16 protein-coding genes and 1 pseudogene are annotated in these 16,756 nt (G+C 43.4%); 13 read left to right on the top strand and 4 right to left on the bottom strand.

Annotated features, from left to right (window positions below):
- The first annotated feature begins 402 nt into the window (after positions 1–402).
- The gene (locus ACQKFO_RS22085) at positions 403–1,182 is read left to right on the top strand and encodes a hypothetical protein (protein WP_427601100.1); all 780 of its coding nucleotides are present in this window, start codon (positions 403–405) and stop codon (positions 1,180–1,182) included.
- Positions 1,142–1,924 carry a DNA/RNA nuclease SfsA gene (sfsA, locus tag ACQKFO_RS22090; RefSeq protein WP_427601102.1) on the top strand — a complete coding sequence of 261 codons (783 nt, stop codon included), beginning with the start codon at positions 1,142–1,144 and terminating at the stop codon, positions 1,922–1,924. The genes ACQKFO_RS22085 and sfsA overlap by 41 nt, the downstream gene beginning before the upstream one ends.
- A gap of 43 nt (positions 1,925–1,967) precedes the next feature.
- Here the strand turns inward: sfsA and ACQKFO_RS22095 are convergent, their stop codons facing one another.
- On the bottom strand, positions 1,968–2,459 hold the full coding sequence (locus tag ACQKFO_RS22095) for a BsuPI-related putative proteinase inhibitor (RefSeq protein WP_427601104.1): 492 nt from the start codon (positions 2,457–2,459) through the stop codon (positions 1,968–1,970).
- Positions 2,460–3,201: 742 nt separating this feature from the next.
- Here ACQKFO_RS22095 and ACQKFO_RS22100 point away from each other — a divergent pair.
- The 7 genes from ACQKFO_RS22100 (at position 3,202) to ACQKFO_RS22130 (ending at position 9,753) form a co-directional block, all read left to right on the top strand.
- Positions 3,202–4,434 (top strand): ABC transporter substrate-binding protein, encoded by a 1,233-nt coding sequence (locus ACQKFO_RS22100; protein ID WP_427601106.1) that lies wholly within the window; start codon positions 3,202–3,204, stop codon positions 4,432–4,434.
- Entirely contained in the window at positions 4,412–5,275 is an 864-nt protein-coding gene (locus ACQKFO_RS22105) for an ABC transporter permease (RefSeq protein WP_427601108.1), read from the top strand. The genes ACQKFO_RS22100 and ACQKFO_RS22105 overlap by 23 nt, the downstream gene beginning before the upstream one ends.
- Positions 5,276–5,447: 172 nt before the next feature.
- Positions 5,448–6,083: an ABC transporter permease gene (locus ACQKFO_RS22110; RefSeq protein WP_427601110.1), complete on the top strand. Its 636-nt coding sequence runs from the start codon at positions 5,448–5,450 to the stop codon at positions 6,081–6,083.
- Positions 6,080–7,048 (top strand): ABC transporter ATP-binding protein, encoded by a 969-nt coding sequence (locus ACQKFO_RS22115; RefSeq protein WP_427601112.1) that lies wholly within the window; start codon positions 6,080–6,082, stop codon positions 7,046–7,048. The genes ACQKFO_RS22110 and ACQKFO_RS22115 overlap by 4 nt, the downstream gene beginning before the upstream one ends.
- Positions 7,049–7,060: 12 nt before the next feature.
- Positions 7,061–7,720 (top strand): TVP38/TMEM64 family protein, encoded by a 660-nt coding sequence (locus ACQKFO_RS22120; RefSeq protein ID WP_427601114.1) that lies wholly within the window; start codon positions 7,061–7,063, stop codon positions 7,718–7,720.
- A gap of 14 nt (positions 7,721–7,734) precedes the next feature.
- Positions 7,735–8,316 carry a CDP-alcohol phosphatidyltransferase family protein gene (locus ACQKFO_RS22125; RefSeq protein ID WP_427601116.1) on the top strand — a complete coding sequence of 194 codons (582 nt, stop codon included), beginning with the start codon at positions 7,735–7,737 and terminating at the stop codon, positions 8,314–8,316.
- A 12-nt stretch (positions 8,317–8,328) separates the two neighbouring features.
- Positions 8,329–9,753, top strand: coding sequence for a dihydrolipoyl dehydrogenase family protein (locus ACQKFO_RS22130; RefSeq protein WP_427601118.1), 1,425 nt, complete (start codon positions 8,329–8,331; stop codon positions 9,751–9,753).
- An 88-nt stretch (positions 9,754–9,841) separates the two neighbouring features.
- Here ACQKFO_RS22130 and ACQKFO_RS22135 read toward each other — a convergent pair whose 3' ends face one another.
- Positions 9,842–10,930, bottom strand: a complete 1,089-nt coding sequence (locus ACQKFO_RS22135) for an NAD(P)/FAD-dependent oxidoreductase (protein ID WP_427601120.1) — start codon at positions 10,928–10,930, stop codon at positions 9,842–9,844.
- Positions 10,931–10,942: 12 nt separating this feature from the next.
- Positions 10,943–11,494: a GNAT family N-acetyltransferase gene (locus ACQKFO_RS22140; protein ID WP_427601122.1), complete on the bottom strand. Its 552-nt coding sequence runs from the start codon at positions 11,492–11,494 to the stop codon at positions 10,943–10,945.
- Between the two features lie 62 nt (positions 11,495–11,556).
- On the opposite strand from ACQKFO_RS22140, the pseudogene ACQKFO_RS22145 reads away from it, so the two are divergent.
- Positions 11,557–11,655, top strand: a pseudogene (locus ACQKFO_RS22145) (ribokinase); the annotation flags it as partial.
- A gap of 52 nt (positions 11,656–11,707) precedes the next feature.
- On the opposite strand, the gene ACQKFO_RS22150 reads toward ACQKFO_RS22145, so the two are convergent.
- Positions 11,708–12,895 (bottom strand): dicarboxylate/amino acid:cation symporter, encoded by a 1,188-nt coding sequence (locus tag ACQKFO_RS22150; protein ID WP_427601124.1) that lies wholly within the window; start codon positions 12,893–12,895, stop codon positions 11,708–11,710.
- 300 nt (positions 12,896–13,195) lie between these two features.
- On the opposite strand from ACQKFO_RS22150, the gene ACQKFO_RS22155 reads away from it, so the two are divergent.
- The 3 genes from ACQKFO_RS22155 to ACQKFO_RS22165 all read left to right on the top strand — a co-directional run bounded on the left by ACQKFO_RS22155 (position 13,196) and on the right by ACQKFO_RS22165 (position 16,531).
- On the top strand, positions 13,196–14,266 hold the full coding sequence (locus tag ACQKFO_RS22155) for a D-alanine--D-alanine ligase (protein ID WP_427601126.1): 1,071 nt from the start codon (positions 13,196–13,198) through the stop codon (positions 14,264–14,266).
- An 89-nt stretch (positions 14,267–14,355) separates the two neighbouring features.
- Positions 14,356–15,732 carry a UDP-N-acetylmuramoyl-tripeptide--D-alanyl-D-alanine ligase gene (locus ACQKFO_RS22160; RefSeq protein WP_427601128.1) on the top strand — a complete coding sequence of 459 codons (1,377 nt, stop codon included), beginning with the start codon at positions 14,356–14,358 and terminating at the stop codon, positions 15,730–15,732.
- A gap of 109 nt (positions 15,733–15,841) precedes the next feature.
- Entirely contained in the window at positions 15,842–16,531 is a 690-nt protein-coding gene (locus ACQKFO_RS22165; RefSeq protein ID WP_427601130.1) for an alpha/beta hydrolase, read from the top strand.
- Positions 16,532–16,756: the final 225 nt, after the last annotated feature.

Raw genomic sequence — 16,756 nt, forward strand, 5'->3', positions numbered from 1 at the left:
GAAATTTCTACTCATGACCTGATAAAATCCGGAAGTTCTGACGGGATGTGACAGGCATTAAACGACATTTGTCGAAATGAAATGAATAATTAAGCCTATGGGAGTGGGATTCGACAGAGGAAGCACTAAAAGGAATACCATTTTTTACATGATTGTGATCATTATTTGTCTTCAGAATATGAGAAGAAAGTGCCGTGGCCTAAAAACAACACCTCGATTTCTTACATTCCAATAAACTTAAATAGAAATAATGAAAGCTAACGGTCCTGCAATATGACTATTTTCGACAATTACCTGCGACTTTTGTCATCATTTTGAAATGAAATAGAAAAGAACAAGTACTGTACTTATTTGCTAAAATAGATACTATGAATTGTGCATCGTGTCAATCAGATGGAGGGAATGTTCTTGAAGGCAAATAATCAGGTTAAAGATATCATCTATGTTCACAAGAATACAGATCGCCAGTATGTCGTTTCTTACGGGATCAATTTCAACGAGTTTGCTTCAAATGCCCGAAAACCATTGATGAACCTACTTCTTATTAAGCATCAGTACGAGCATGGCGCTTTTAATATACATACGCATATGGAGTATGTGGAACAGGATGAAATGAAGAAGATCATGAATGATGGAGTACAGAGCTATGGTGATTTCTGTTGGATTGACTTTGAAGAAGAAGTCGGAGTCAATGAATTGAACGGTCAGGAAATCGCTGAGCTTCTCTATATGGGTCACGTCAAGCAACCCCTTAATCCTCCTTTTTATTCAAAGCTGAACAATCGTTACGCGTACCTTTCCCATGATGATGGGTGGTTTAATAAGATCTATTATCGGGAATTTGAAGACTTCTATCATATGTTAGGAGCAACGATTTCTTCAAAATTGAGTACAGTCAAAGGTGGAAAAGGCTTATTTGGTATGAAGAAAGAGAAAGACTATCCTATCATCGGTCAGGAAGTGATTCATTCCTTTAGAGACAAATTAAAAGAAGGCATGGTCATTTCGTTGGAAAAAGCCATACTAACGAGAGGCAAGATAGAGATCCCTATATGGGTGATCGGTGATTATTATGATATGGACGAGATGGCGGAAGATTATAAGCAAATCCGGAAATCACCAGCTAACGGGTTATTATCCTATGATCGTAAAACGAAAAGCTGGAGTGCTTTACTTCGGTGACGAGGAGTGTGAAAGCTTGGTAGAAATTCTGTTTCATGACAGCTTGGTTCGAGGAGTGTTTCTCGAACGCCTCAATCGGTTTGTGCTTGAGTGTGAGCTCCCTTCAGGTTCAATAGAGATAGTCCACTTACCTGATCCAGGCAGATTAAAAGAATTATTGGTGCGGGGGAACCCCATTTGGCTTCAGGCATCAAACGATCCTAAAAGGAAAACAAAATGGTCAGCCGTCATGACGTATGATGCTTCTAACGATATGTATGTGTCTTTAAATACCCAATATCCGAATCGGCTAGTGCTCGAAGCCTTACAGTTGGAAGTGCTGGAAGAGTTGAAGGAATGGCGGTTAGAAAAAGCTGAATATAAAGTAGGAAGCTCACGATTTGACTTCTTACTCACCCACAAACGAAATGATCAAAAATTACTGCTTGAAGTAAAAAGTGTCACCATGGTTGAAGAGGGAGTAGGGAGATTCCCTGATGCCGTCACGTCAAGAGGTGCAAGGCATGTAGAGGAGCTTACACATCTGCAGGCTAAAGGAAGCTTTCAATCAGCGGTCCTGTTTATTGCTCAGCGAACGGATTTGCACAGAATCACTTCCGCTCCTGAAATCGATCCTCATTTTGCCCGGGTCATGGAAGAAGCCGAAGATCAGGGTGTCCAATTTTTTGGAAGAAGCTGTATCGTGACGCCAGAGCGTATTTCCTTAAACGGACCTTTACCTGTATATACAAAAAAGGATTAATCTCACATCCATCATAGCATGTGAAGATTAATCCTTTTTTGCTCTACTGATTCACCTGTACTTCTGTTTTAGCTTTATAGTTCTGGTCTCCTTTAGCCGTTAACCAAACCGTCAATGTATAGGTACCGCTAGCGACATTGGGGAGAACAACCTTCTGAGAAAATTCTTCACCCTGTTTCACGGTGATCTCCTGGATTGCCTGGGTATACATCTTATTCTTTGAGTCCGTATACACTACTTCACCTTTATCGTTTCTAAGTTCAAAGTCAATGGTTTGTCCTGATGAAAAAATGAAGGTTTTCTCTTGCTCTGTTTGGTTCTTGATCGAATAGACATAGACAACCTGACCGCTTCCATCTTGTTTCGTTAAAGAAGGTTCCATTTCGCCTGCAACAATCCCTTTCTGTACAGAAATATCTTCACCAGCTCCTGAGTTTTTATCTTCTTTGGTTTGACTTCCGTTTTCTTCACCAGCCGTTCCACAGCCGGCTACCCCTGCCATAAGTATAATAAATAACATAATCAATCGCTTCATGCCAAATCCACCTCCTTACCGAATTAGACAAGGTTTATCCCGAAAGGTTACAAGTGTTCCCGAATATGAGCACGAAGACACATAGGGATGGGCTGAACTTGTTTCTTTCTATAAGGCTCTTTTCGCAAAGTTTGTGGTTATCTTAATGAAGAATGTAGGAGTTGATTTCCGCTCCAGGATGCTCGCTTTCCGCGGGGCTGGCGGTGAGCCTCCTCGGCTGCGCCTCCGGGGTCTCACCTGTCCAGCTATTCCCGCAGGAGTCGATCTTCCTGCAGCGAGAATCAACTTTCTGAGAATGTATCCTTAAGGGAAATCAATAAAAACAAGAATTTTAGCAAACAACCTTACTTAAGAGTAGAGATTGATATCCCTTTTATAAAAAAAGAATTATTTTTTCTAGTTACATGTTTTTATTACACATGTTGATGCTCTGTCACAAAAGATCTTTTAAAGATGGTGAGGGGAACTGCGGAGACTCCTGCGGAAGTACGGGCGTGCCGAGACCCCGGAAGCGAAGCTGAGGAGGCTCGGCCGAACGTCCGCGGAAAGCGGAGCAGTTCCCCTCACCATCCAGCACACACTGATTGACAGAGCCCATGAAGAGCTCATGTTAAAACAACAACCTTTCCATAAAACCCTTCCTCTAAAAGGTATAATTACACATATGTAAGGCAGATTACTTTTTTATATCACGAGGTTCAGTACAATAGAATTATAGAAAAAGAACAGAGGAGCAAGGTGTATGAAAAAATGGTTAGCTATTATTGGTGTTATTTCCTTACTATTAGTATCTGCTTGTGGTCCTTCAAATGCAACCGATAGCGGGGAACTTCCCGATGAAGATTGGGGAACCATCACTTCAAAAGCAGAAGGAACGAAAGTGAATCTTTTCATGTGGGGCGGTGACGATGGGATTAACCGTTATATTGATGACGCAGTTGCTCCTATACTGAAAGAAAAAAACAATATCGAGTTAAATCGAGTACCTTTGGACACACCGGAAATCCTACAAAAGCTACAAACGGAGAAGCGGGCCGGCAAGGGGAAAGGAACGATTGATATTGTATGGATCAATGGAGAAAACTTTAAAAATGCAAAGGGAAATGACTTACTGGCAGGTCCATTTACAGATAAGCTGCCAAACTTCACGAAATATTACGATACAGAAAGTCAAGCGTTTCAATATGACTTCGGGACGGAAACAGAAGGATATGAGGCACCGTGGGGAAAGGTTCAATTTGTCTTCTTTTATAACAGCGAAAAAGTGGGAAATCCCCCTTCCAGCTTCGATGAATTAAAAGCATTCATGAAAGAGCATCCGGGGAAATTCACCTATCCTAATCCGACTGATTTCACCGGAAATGCATTTCTTCGACATCTTCTTTATGCGAAATCGGACTCGGATTTAGCTCAGTCTGAATTCGACAAAGAATCAGCCGAGAAGATGGGGGGAGAGGTTTGGAAAGAGTTGAATGACATGAAGCCGTTCTTGTGGCGTGAAGGAGAAACGTACCCCGCGACATTAACAGACCTTGATAAGCTATATAGCGGGGAAGAGGTTTGGATGACGATGGGATATAACGAAGCGAGAGCAGAGCATTTGATCAAGGATGGGGTGTTCCCGGAAAGCACAAAATCATTCGTATTAAACGATGTGGGATCGATAGGGAATACTCATTTTCTGGCCATCCCATTCAACAGCCCCAATAAAGAAGGAGCGCTGGTGGCCATCAATGAACTACTCTCTCCTGAAGCTCAGTATGAGAAATTGAAGCCTGACTACTGGGGTGAGAGTTCACCTATTTCTTATGAAAAGCTGGATGGAAAATGGAGAAATAAATTTATGAGCATCGATCGGGGTGGAAGTGTACTGGAGGCTCCTGTACTCGAAGAGGCCTATAGGGGTGAACTGGATGCTGAGTACGTGGAATGGTTAAAGGAGAACTGGATCCGTGAAGTGGCAGAGAGTCAATAACACGTTTCTCCTCATTCCCGCCCTACTCTTTTTTATCTTCATTCCTGGACTTGGGATCGTGCTTGCCCTACTGGAAAGCGTAGGGAGTGAAGGGAATATCACATTCGGGCACTACATTGATTTATTCGAAGAGAAGCGGTTTATGACATCCTTTCTCTTCAGTTTGACTGTGACTTCCATTTCGACCATTCTATCTCTTTGCATTGGACTTGGAATTGTGAAGGCATTCTCACCTTTACTACAGGAAAATAAACATAAACTACTTGTATGGATTCCGATGCTGGTTCCCCATTTTGTATGGGCTTATCTCGTCTATTTGCTCTTTAATCAAAGCGGTTTTTTCTCAAATGTGTTCGAAATGGCCGGTTGGATCGACGAACGAAATCAGTTCCCGACCCTGGTCCAGGAGCGGAATGGGATCGGAATCATTCTGACGTATGTCTGGAAAGAGGTTCCCTTTGTTACCCTGATGCTGTTACCCGTTTACGCGACGCTTTCAAAAAGCTATAAAGAGATCGCTTCTTTACTGGGCGCGAGTCCCTATAAAGCATTTTGGGTGGCAGAATGGCCATTTATCCTTCCCGTTCTCGTGGAAACCGGAGCGATTCTGTTCGCATTCATTTTTTCAGCATTTGAAGTGCCACAGCTTCTGGGAGTGACGTCACCGCAAATGCTGGCCATCCTTGCTTACGACTGGTTTTACAGTGGCACCTGGAGTGACCGTCCCTTGGCTTTCTCCTCCCTCGTATTAGTCGGGCTTGGCATCGGGATCGTGATGTGGCTCCTTATTTACTTCACAAACAAGAAACGAATGCACATTACAAAAGGGATTCGAAATTAGAGGTGTTCACTTGAGAAAATCGTTCTTTTATATCATATCCTTCCTTCTTTTTGTGTTTCCCCTCTTATTTTTAGTTTACAAAAGTTTTTTCGGTGTTTGGAGATGGGGAAGTCCCGTTCCTGTTGAGCCTGGTTTAAGGGCGTGGCAGGTGCTGATAAATGAGGGGGAATTCGTGGAATCGATTGGTGCCTCCATCTGGATCGCCATTGTTGTACTGGCGATAAATCTTCTGATTGGCGTTACTTCAGGAAGAGTGTTTTCATTATCTTCGTTCACAGGTAAGTCCATCGTGGAAGCACTCCTTATGTTGCCGCTATTCCTACCCGTCTTGGTGGTGGTCATCGGACTTCATATTACGTTCATACGTTATGGACTCGCTGATCACTGGACCGGAGTGGCCCTTGTTCACTTAGTACCCACCATTCCCTATAGTATCAAAATGTTCAAAGCAGGCTATGAGAGGATCGGTACGAAATTAATCGAGCAATCCGCCATGCTTGGAGGCAGAGCTTTTCAACGTTTTTACCATATTGAACTGCCCTTGCTTCTTCCAAGCATTCGAAGTGTTTTATTCCTGACGATTGTAATCAGCCTGAGCCAGTATGTGCTTACAGCGATTATAGGGGGAGGGAATGTCGTGACGCTCTCGATGGTCTATTATCCTTTTACCGATACGGCAGATGAAGCGGTGATGGCAGCCTTCTCCATCGTGTTCGCCCTCATTCCCATCATACTGTACATCATTCTGGAAGGGTGTTTGAAATTCTTACTCCCTTATCAACATCCAAGAGGGAGGAAGAGCCTTTGAGTTCATTCATAGAAATTAATCAGTTATCCAAATCGTTTAAAGATAAAGAGATTTTAACCAACGTAACGTTCTCATTAAAAAAGGGCGAGATCCTTACATTGGTTGGAGCATCCGGGTCTGGTAAATCAACATTCCTTCGCATTCTCTCCGGGTTAGAGTCTGCGACAAAAGGGAATACGTATATTGATGGCAAAGATATCTCCTCTTTAAAGCCTCAAAAACGCCCCATTGGAATGGTCTTTCAACAGCCATTATTATTCCCTCATATGAATGTCCTGGAAAATGTCATGTACGGGCTGGAAATGAAAGAACGAAACAAAGGGAAAAACAAGAAAAAAGCCATGAGCTATATTGAACGAGTAGGCCTCGGAGAAGTGATGCATCATTATCCTTCTGAGCTTTCCGGCGGTCAGCAGCAACGGGTGTCCCTGATACGTTCTTTGATATTGAAGCCGAAGCTTTTACTTTTAGACGAACCTTTCAGCAGTCTGGATTTGCAGCTAAGGAAGGAACTGAGGCAATGGGTACTGCGGATTTTTAAAGAAGAAGAAACAACCGTCATTTTCGTCACGCATGATCGTGATGAAGCGTATGAACTAGGAGATCGAGTGGCTGTATTACAGAGTGGAAGGTTTTTGCAGATAGGAGCTCCTGAGGACATCTATTATCGGCCGCACACTCCATTTGTGGCATCTTTCATGAGTGACGGACTTATCCTGAATCAGAAACAATTCATTCACGCTTCCCACATAAAGGCAAGCTCCACCTTTCTTGATACTTCCTTGCCAAGATGGAAAGGAGCTGTGATACAAAAGTTATTTGTAGCAGGGTCCAACCTCTTTGAAGTATGGGTGGATGAACTGGAGCAAAAGCTGAATCTACCCATTGAATTAGAGACCTCTACTGAAGACATCTGGCTTTATGCAGAGGAAGAGAACATCCAAACGTTTCAGAAAGAGGAATAGGAGGGAAGTAGAATGAAGAAGAAGGAAGTCGGTAAGATTCTGTTGTTCATTTCCATATTACTGCTCCTCATGTGGCTGAGCCGGAATTTCTTTAATGTAAAGCCACATGACATCAGGGATTGGATCGTGTCCTATGGTATTTGGGCTCCTATTGTTTTTATTGTCGTCTATACGATTCGACCGCTGATTCTTTTTCCAGCTTCCATGCTCTCATTGGCTGCAGGTCTTGCTTTCGGTGCATTTGAAGGCTTCATCTACATTTTGATCGGAGCTTTAGGTGGTGCAACGGTAGCCTATTATACTGCAAGCTTCCTTGGGGCAAAACTATTAAAAAGACCATCTCCCCGCATGATTAAGATCCGCGAGAAGATGGAGGAGAACGGTTTTGTTTATGTATTACTATTACGGCTAGTTCCGTTTTTAAACTTCGATCTCATCAGTTACCTTGCCGGCATGGGGAAGGTGAGATACACCCCATTCATCTTCGCTACAGCCATCGGGATTTTACCTGGTACGTTTGGGTACGTATTTCTGGGATCAAGCTTGGTAGGAGAAGATCGAACGAATTTATATATTGCTATCGGCTTTTTCTTGATGATGATCATCGTGCCTTTAATCTTCAAGAATAAAATGAAAGACTGGCTGGGATTATCGAGTAAAGATGACAAGTAAAGGATGGGAAACACATGTTAGATACGCATGCCCGTAAGTGGGTGCAGCCAAGCATAGAGGGAACAGCACGTTTGCTATTAAAAAGGGGACTATCAGCCAATCAAGTAACGTTGATTGCATTTATTGTAGGCTCAGCTACAGGTCTGGTTTATTATTTTGGATTCCCGATCTTAGCCGTCCTCTTATTATGGTTATCCGGCTTTTTGGACGCAGTCGATGGTACCATGGCCCGATTAACCAAGCCCTCCCCCTTTGGAACCGTCATGGATGTCACTTTTGATCGAATCGTCGAAATCAGTGTCATTCTGGGCGTTGCTTTCATACACCCTGAGATTATGTGGGCGCTCCTTTTACTGAGTGTATCCATTATTATTTCCATGACCATTTTCCTGACAGTCGGAGCCGTATCAGAGAAACAGGGAATGAAATCCTTTTATTATCAGGCAGGACTTGCTGAAAGGACGGAAGGCTTCATTTTGTTCAGCGTCATGATGCTATTTCCGTCCATCGTCCTGTGGACCACCTTACTGTTTTTTGCAGTGGAATTGTACACGGGCTTACAGCGATTTTTAGAAGCGAAACGATTACTTTCATAAGGAGAGATCAAGATGGATCAATACGATTTGATCGTAATAGGAGGAGGGGCAGGTGGACTTACCGTCGCATCGGGAGCCGCGTCCCTTGGAGCAAAAGTGGCCATCATCGAAAAGAGCGGTCTTCTCGGAGGAGACTGCCTGCACTTTGGGTGCGTACCATCCAAGGCATTCATCCAATCTGCGAGAGAAGTGGCTATGATTCGGGCAAGCCAAGATTATGGTTTCGATACAAAGGGTTCAGTCGATATGAAAAAGGTAAGGGAGAGGATCAAAGAAGCCGTTGCCCATATTCAACAACATGACGATCCCGATCGATTCCTGAAATTAGGGGTCGATATTTACTTCGGCGGAGCAGAGTTTCTTGATCCTCACACGATATTAGTGGAAAAAGAGGACCGGATATCCGGGAAGAGAATAGTCGTTGCAACAGGGTCAAGTCCGCTCATTCCTGGAATCCAAGGCTTGGAAGACGTTGAATATCATACGAATGAAACGGTATTTGAAGTAGATGAACTGCCCCGCCGAGTCATGTTTATCGGAGGAGGTCCGATTGGTTTGGAGCTGGCACAAGCATTCTCTCATTTAGGATCAGAAGTCATTGTCCTTGAGAAGCACGACGGGATACTGGTGAAGGAAGATAAGGAAATCCGGGAAGCAGCAACAGGTTTATTGGAAAAGGATATTCAGTTTGTTTATGGAGCGGATATTAAGCGTGTTTCGAAGCGGGATGGACAAAAAGTGGTTCAATATGTGAAAGACGGAGTAGAGCAATCTGTGGATGGAGACTTATTATTCCTGGCAACGGGCCGCAAACCTGGGACAGAATCTTTGAACCTGCCTGCTGCGGGAGTAGAGGTAGACGACCGGGGCTTCATCAAAGTGAATGACGAACTAAGAACGAACCATTCTCATATCTTCGCCATAGGGGACGTCAATGGTCAATATCCATTCACCCATGGGGCAGGAATGGAAGGAAAGCTTGTCGTCCAAAATGCCGTATTCGGTTTGAAGCGTAAAGTTTCCTACAACAAACTCCCTTGGACAACTTATACCTCACCTGAGATCTTTCATATCGGGATAACCGAGGAAGAGGCTGTGGAACAAGGATTAGAGTACAAAGTTTATAAAAAAACATTGGACGAAGTGGATCGGTTCGTAGCAGACCACAAAACCGAAGGCCTCGTCAAAATCATCACAGACGGAAGCGGGAAAATCCTCGGTGCCCATGCAGTCGGTTCCGGCGCAGGAGACTGGATGCAGCCTGTTGTGTTCGCCATGGAAAAAGGAAGCAAAATCGGGGCACTGTCCAATATGGTTTATCCATACCCCAATCACGCTGCAGTCGTACAGCAGGTGGCGGATCTGTATTGGAGAGAGAAGCTGTTCGATGGTGTCCTGCCTGTGATTAGTAAGAAGTTTGTAGAAATATTCAGATGATAGATGAAGGTGGCGCGACTGCTGGGAGGCGGTTGCGTTTTTTATTTATGTGCACAAGTTGGCACGTCATATGCTGAAGTGCCGCAACTCACCCTCCATACCGCCTCACAAACCGCACATCAATCCAATTCTTCAAACGCCAAGCCCATCCGCTGACCAATGAAAACGATCCGTATGTTAAAAAGCCTTCTTTATCCCCGACTGACATGATTGCGAGGTATCGCTTCTGAGGATCGAAGGGAATGATTTTTCCGTTTGCCACAGCCCCGTTCAGGTTCTTCCACAGGACAGGTCCTTGGCGTACCGCTGTCACGCCATTTTTCGGAGTATCCGGAAAGTCCTTTAAAGTGGCGCAGTCGCCTGTCCCAAATACGTTGGGGTATTCAACTGATTGAAGATAGCTGTTCACCATTAAATAGCCTTTTTCATCTGTCGGTAAAATACTGCTCCCAAACAGTGGCGGCGCTTTTGGCCCTCCTAAGAAGATGACTTCATCGTAGTCGATACGTGCTCCGTCATCTGCATATACGCGAGTCTCATCTACTTTTTTTATGCGGCCCTGATGTAGCTCAACCCCTTTTGAAAGAGTAAGCCCTGTTATTTTTTTTGAAGAATGGGGACCTGCCTTTTCTAAGAGGGGGGAGGAATGAACGACCGTTACCAAATGATCCTTAAAGCCGTTGTCTACCTTCCATGCCTTCAATGACAACGCCATTTCAATACTCGCCGCCCCGCCCCCGATAAAGACGGCTTTCCTGCTGTTATGCAACTTCTCTATTTGCTTAGGGAAACGATAGTTTGGTTTGATTGGAAGATTGTGTTCGTGTAATCCCTCGATTTCCAATGAGTCATTACGGGATCCGATGTCGAAGGAAACAAAGTCGTAGGTGAGGATGTCCCCTTTGTCCGTCAGGAGATGCTGCTGAACAGGGTCGATCGAGAGAACGGTACTCTCGACGAATTCACACCCGGCATCCTCGCACAATCTCTCTAAATCGATTCGCGTTTCCTCTAATGAGTAGATCCCTTCCGTGTAACCTGAGAACATTCCTGAATAATATTGATAACGTGAGGGGGAAATGAGGATCCACTTCACGTGATCATCCTGATTTTCTATTAGTTTTTTTAAACAATGCAGGTGACTGTGTCCGCCACCGACTAAGATGATTGTCTTCATAATGAATCTCCTTTATAGGTGACGCTTTTCTTCCCATTCCTCTCGAATCATGCCCATACGGATGGAGTCGTAGTATACACCATTATAATAACGGCATTTGCGCATTCTTCCCTCGAGTTTCATCCCGATTTTTTCTGCAGCCTTCATCATCCGTTCATTTCCTGACCATGTGGTGATACCTACACGGCCAATTTCCTTTGTTTGAAACAGGTGATCCACCCAGAGGGATAACGCTTCTGTTCCGTAGCCGCCGTTCCAATAGGAAGGGTCATAAATGACGATGCCCGCTTCAAGCCATCTGGTAGGTTCGTACTCCCAGTAAAATCCGATCGTTCCAATGATGGTTCCGTCCACTTCAATGATCCGCTGGAATTCATCGCTGCGACTTTTATTTTTTATTGATGAATCTATGTACTCTTCACGTGTTAAGCGTTTATGTTCAAAATAAGGGGCGTCCCATTTTTTCCATTCGGGAGAAGGATCACTGTAAATATAGTCCCATAGAGTAGGAAGATCTCTTTCTTCTATTTTTCTAAGTGTTACACGCTGACCGGTTATTTTCAATTCATGAGCACTCCTTTAATATGTTAATATTTCCATTATACAGAAAATAGAGTTCTCATGATGAAAGTATCCGTTTTGCCAAGCGTTCCGCCTCCTTATCCGTCACTAAGTTCGGTGATCAAGACGGAATGCCTGCCCGACAAGAAGTAGAAGAAGCCCTTCAACAAGAAAACAGAGGTCCGTCCCTCAAATTGGGACGGACCTCTGTGTATATCAGCTTGCTTTTATTTTAGAAAGGGGTACTTTTTTTTTCTGTGTAAGCTTGTCCACAATCGACGTGATCGCACCATCACCTGTTACGTTACACGCTGTACCGAAGCTGTCTTGTGCTAGGTAAAGGGCAATCATGAGGGATGTCATTGTTGGTCCGAAGCCTAACATTGTTTCAAGTAATCCAAGGGCAGCCATGACAGCTCCACCCGGAACACCAGGTGCTGCAATCATCGTGATTCCAAGCATAAGGATGAACGGGAACAGCTGAGTGAACTGTAACGCTTCTCCTTGAATGAACATGACGGCCATGGCACAGCTGACAAGGGTAATCGTGCTGCCTGATAAATGGATCGTTGCCAAAAGAGGGACAGAGAAATCGGCAATACGTTCCCTGGAACCGATTTTCTTTGAGCGCTCAAGCGTCACGGGAATCGTAGAAGCCGATGATTGAGTCCCGAGTGCAGTAAAGTAGGCCGGCAGCATGCTTTTCATCATAGAAAGCGGATTTTGTTTTCTTAAAGTTCCGGCAGTTGTATATTGTAAAACTAAAAAGACTACATGTAAAAGAATAATCATAAAGAATACTTTAGCGAATACAGACATGATGGCACTGACCTGTCCACCTTGAGTCATGTTCGCGAAAATTCCAAGAATATGAACCGGTAATAGCGGAATGATGATTTTTTCAATTACAAGTTCAATGATGTTTCTGAATTCATTCATGCCCTTTTGAAGAGCGTCTCCCTTAATGGCAGCCATTCCTAGACCAATGGTGAAGGCGATAAGCAGGGCCGTCATAACGCCCATAATAGGAGGCATTTCTACTGTGAAGAATCCCTTGAGAAGCGCTTCTTCGGGATTTTCAAAGGATTGAGACGTTTGATTTGCCAACAAAGTTGGGTAAATAGACTTCGCAACCGTAAAGGCGAGTAAGCCGGCTAACACCGTGGAACCATATGCTAAAGCTGTGGTTAAACCGAGAAGCTTACCTGCTCCTTTACCCATGGATCCGATTCCTGAAGCAATAAATCCAATAATGATTAATGGAATGGCGAATCCTAGGAAATTACCGAATAATCCATTAAACGTTACGAAGATTTTAACGAACCACTCTGGTGCAAATGCTCCAATGACAATACCTAAAGCAATACCTAAGAGGATCTTAGGCAGTAAACCCAGCTTTCTCATCTTGGTGTCCTCCTCTAGAATACAAATGTTTTTAATAGAAAGATTGTACACCTTATAGGAGGATATTTTAATAGCTTTTCAAATAGGCGAAATCTTAAATGTATTCAGAATAATATTATTGACTCCCTGTCGCAGGACTAGTTTTCCTTTGCATACATATATAATGGGCTTTGACTTAAATGTCTTTTGAATCAAGACAAATGTGGTAATTTTTATTTTCCATAGGAATCATTCTTTCCCTTTCCGATGAAAGTGATAAAATAGAAACATCTATTGTGAATATTGGAGGTAACTAAATACATGAAAACGAAGTTATGCTTACTGTACGGCGGTAAATCCGCTGAACATAATGTATCCTTGCAAACAGCCAAGGCTGTGATCGGAGCCCTGGACTTAAATAAATATGAAATTCACCCTATTTTCATCTCGACAGAAGGCGCGTGGATCAAAGGCCCACAACTGAATGCTCCCGTTGAAGATGTGAAAGCATTACAGTTTAAGGATGGGGAAGAAATTGCCCCTAATGCGTTAAGTACATCCATCTCTCCTTCCGGGTCTGTTGGATACGACATGATCTTCCCGTTACTTCACGGACCGAATGGGGAAGACGGAACGGTTCAAGGAATGCTTGAACTATTGAATCTTCCGTATGTAGGGAATGGCGTTCTTGCCTCATCTGCTGGAATGGATAAAGTCATCATGAAGAATTTATTTGCTCAAGCAGGCATCCCGCAAGTCAATTACACATGGTTCATCCGCAGCACATGGAAAGGGAATCCTGAGTCTACTTATAAGCAAGTGGAAGATGAGATTGGCTATCCTTGTTTTGTAAAACCTGCTAACTTAGGTTCATCAGTAGGGATCAGCAAATGTACATCCCGCGAAGAATTGCAGGCTGCCTTCGAGGAAGCGTTCCAGTTCGATCGTAAAATCATCATCGAAGAAGGTGTGAAAGCACGTGAAATTGAGCTTGGTGTATTAGGGAATGACCAGCCTGAGTGCTCAGTTGCGGGTGAAATCGTACCTAAAAAAGACTTCTATGATTACAAAGCGAAATATGAAGACGGAGATACGGCCCTCATCATTCCTGCAGAAGTAGAAGGAAGCATTTACAATGAAATGAAGAATATCGCGATTCAATCGTATAAAGCCCTGGATTGTTCAGGACTTGTGCGTGCGGACTTCTTCTTAACAGAAGATGGTCAGATTTATATGAATGAAGTCAACACGATGCCCGGCTTCACACCATTCAGTATGTTCCCGCTTCTATGGAAGCACACGGGGGTGGACTATCCTACCTTGATCGGGAAATTAGTGGAACTTGGCTTAGAACGTTATCAAGACAAACAAACGATTAAACATACGATGTAATACGCGATACTTGGGACTGACCAGAAGATTCACCGTCTAAAGGCAGTCCCTGCTCTGTTTTTATTAAAAAGAGTAAAAGGAGAAAGCGAATGTTTGAGAAAAAAATAAAAGATATATGCAACATGCTTGAGGTAAAAAACGATCTTTCAAGGTTTGAGTCGGTGGTGGTGAAAGGCGTTTCCATCGATACGAGAAAGATTGAAGATGCCAATCTGTTTGTCCCCTTTAAAGGAGAAAACGTGGACGGTCATCAATTTGTTCGAAATGCTATCGAAAATGGTGCTTCTGCCGCTCTTTGGGATGTTAATGTTCCGAATCCACCTGAAGATATTCCCGTAATAGTGGTGGAAGATCCCCTTCTGGCCCTTCAGTCATTGGCGAATCAATATCGCCATGAGCTGGGTTTAAAGGTAGTCGGAATTACAGGCAGTAATGGAAAAACAACAACGAAAGATATTGTGGCAAACCTTTTGTCTGTAAAATATCGAGTTCATAAGACACAAGGGAACTATAATAACCACATTGGTCTTCCTTTAACCATCCTATCCCTGCCCCAGGACTCAGAAGTGGCTGTACTTGAAATGGGGATGAGTGGATTCGGAGAAATTGAACTTCTATCAGAGATCTCCCAGCCAGATGCGGCCATCATTACCAACATTGGAGAATCACATCTTCAGGATCTGGGGTCACGGGAAGGAATCGCCAAAGCCAAATTGGAGATTGTGAAGGGCTTGAAGCCTGATGGGTTATTTGCATACTACGGAGATGAACCGCTGCTACAGGGTCGCGTTCAGGAACTCAACCTGAAGCATGTGGAGACTTTCGGAAGAAGCGAATCCAACACTATCTATCCAACAAAAATCAACATGGATAACAAAGGGAGTTATTTTGAGACCTCGCTCGCTGAAGGAGAAACCTTCTTTCTTCCCGTGTTAGGGGTTCATAATATCCACAACGCTCTAGCCGGAATTCTCATCGCCCGTAAATTTGGTCTCAGCGTCGATGACATGAAAGAAGGCTTACAGTCGTTGAAGCTGACCCAGATGAGAATGGAAATGGTGGAAGGAAAGAAAGGTGAAAGCATCATTAACGATGCTTATAATGCCAGCCCTACTTCCATGAAAGCCGCGATTCAGCTTGTGTCAGAGCTTGAGGGGTTTCATACCAAAATCCTGGTGCTTGGTGATATGCTGGAGCTTGGCGACCAGGAAGAAGAATTTCATCAGGAAATTGGACAATTGATCAATCCGGAAAAAGTTCAGCATGTGTTTACATTCGGTCCTTTAGGAGGCTTTATAGGTAAGGGTGCACTTGAGAATTTTTCTCCTGACCGTGTTCACTCTTTTACGGATAAAGATAGCCTGACAAAAGAGCTGTCCTCCTTCATTACAGGGGAAGAGCTGGTTTTATTCAAGGCATCCAGGGGAATGAAGCTTGAAGAAGTCATCGATGGATTAAAGGCATAAATTTCTACTGACGTCCAAGTTTAAACCTTAATGGAAATGAACAAAATGAGCTTGTAGATGATGGGAGATTGGCTCGCTCCCTACCTTTTGAAAAGTAAGAGGGGATAACATGATCGGTTGTTTACTAATCCATGGATTCACCGGGAGCCCTTTTGAAGTGGAGCCTCTGGCAAATTTCCTTCAAGAGAGGACCGACTGGGAAATCGTTGTGCCGACTCTGCCTGGTCATGGTGAAACCCTTGAACTGAAAGGGGTCAAACATATTGAATGGATCGAGCATGCTGAGGAAGAACTTCAGGCTCTTATAGAGAAATGCGATGAGGTTTACGTAATCGGCTTCTCCATGGGCGGGTTGATCGCTTCGTATCTTTCAGTGAAATATGAAGTCAATAAGCTCGTGCTATTAAGCGCGGCAGCTTATTATGTAAATGTGAAGCAACTACTGAAAGATATTGGAAATATGATTAAAGAAGGAATTCAAGGAAATTTGATTGAAAACGAGCTGTACAATCGGTACAAATGGAAGGTGACAAAAACCCCAGTTCTGTCCACGTACGAATTTAGAAAAGTCGTTCGTATTGCTCGTCCACTCCTGAAGAAGGTTAATGTCCCAACCTTCATTGCCCAAGGAGAGATTGATGGAATAGTCCCCCCTAAAGCTGCAAAATATATATACGAGACTATTTCTTCCCAAGAAAAAAACCTTTTTTATTCCCCTAAAGCAAAACATTTGATCTGTCATAGTGAAGATAAGCATGAACTTTTCGAAGAGATCTACCATTTCCTTCTAAATGAATAGATTGACTATTTGACATTAGATTGAAATTCATTTCTAGAAGTGGTAACATAGCTACAACATAGTTCTTAATTTGTTGGACGTGCTAGCTCTTCTATTTTGAAGAGTGTATTTTTTTGTACCAAACATAAAAACTAAACATCTCATATAGACGGTTTTAGATTAGATACCGAAGTCTTTCGGTGGGTAAGATTTCGTTCCGACCTAAAAATATAATCAGATATTGAT

It is taken from the genome of Rossellomorea sp. NPDC071047 (genome assembly GCF_050270195.1).
Lineage (GTDB): Bacteria > Bacillota > Bacilli > Bacillales > Bacillaceae_B > Rossellomorea.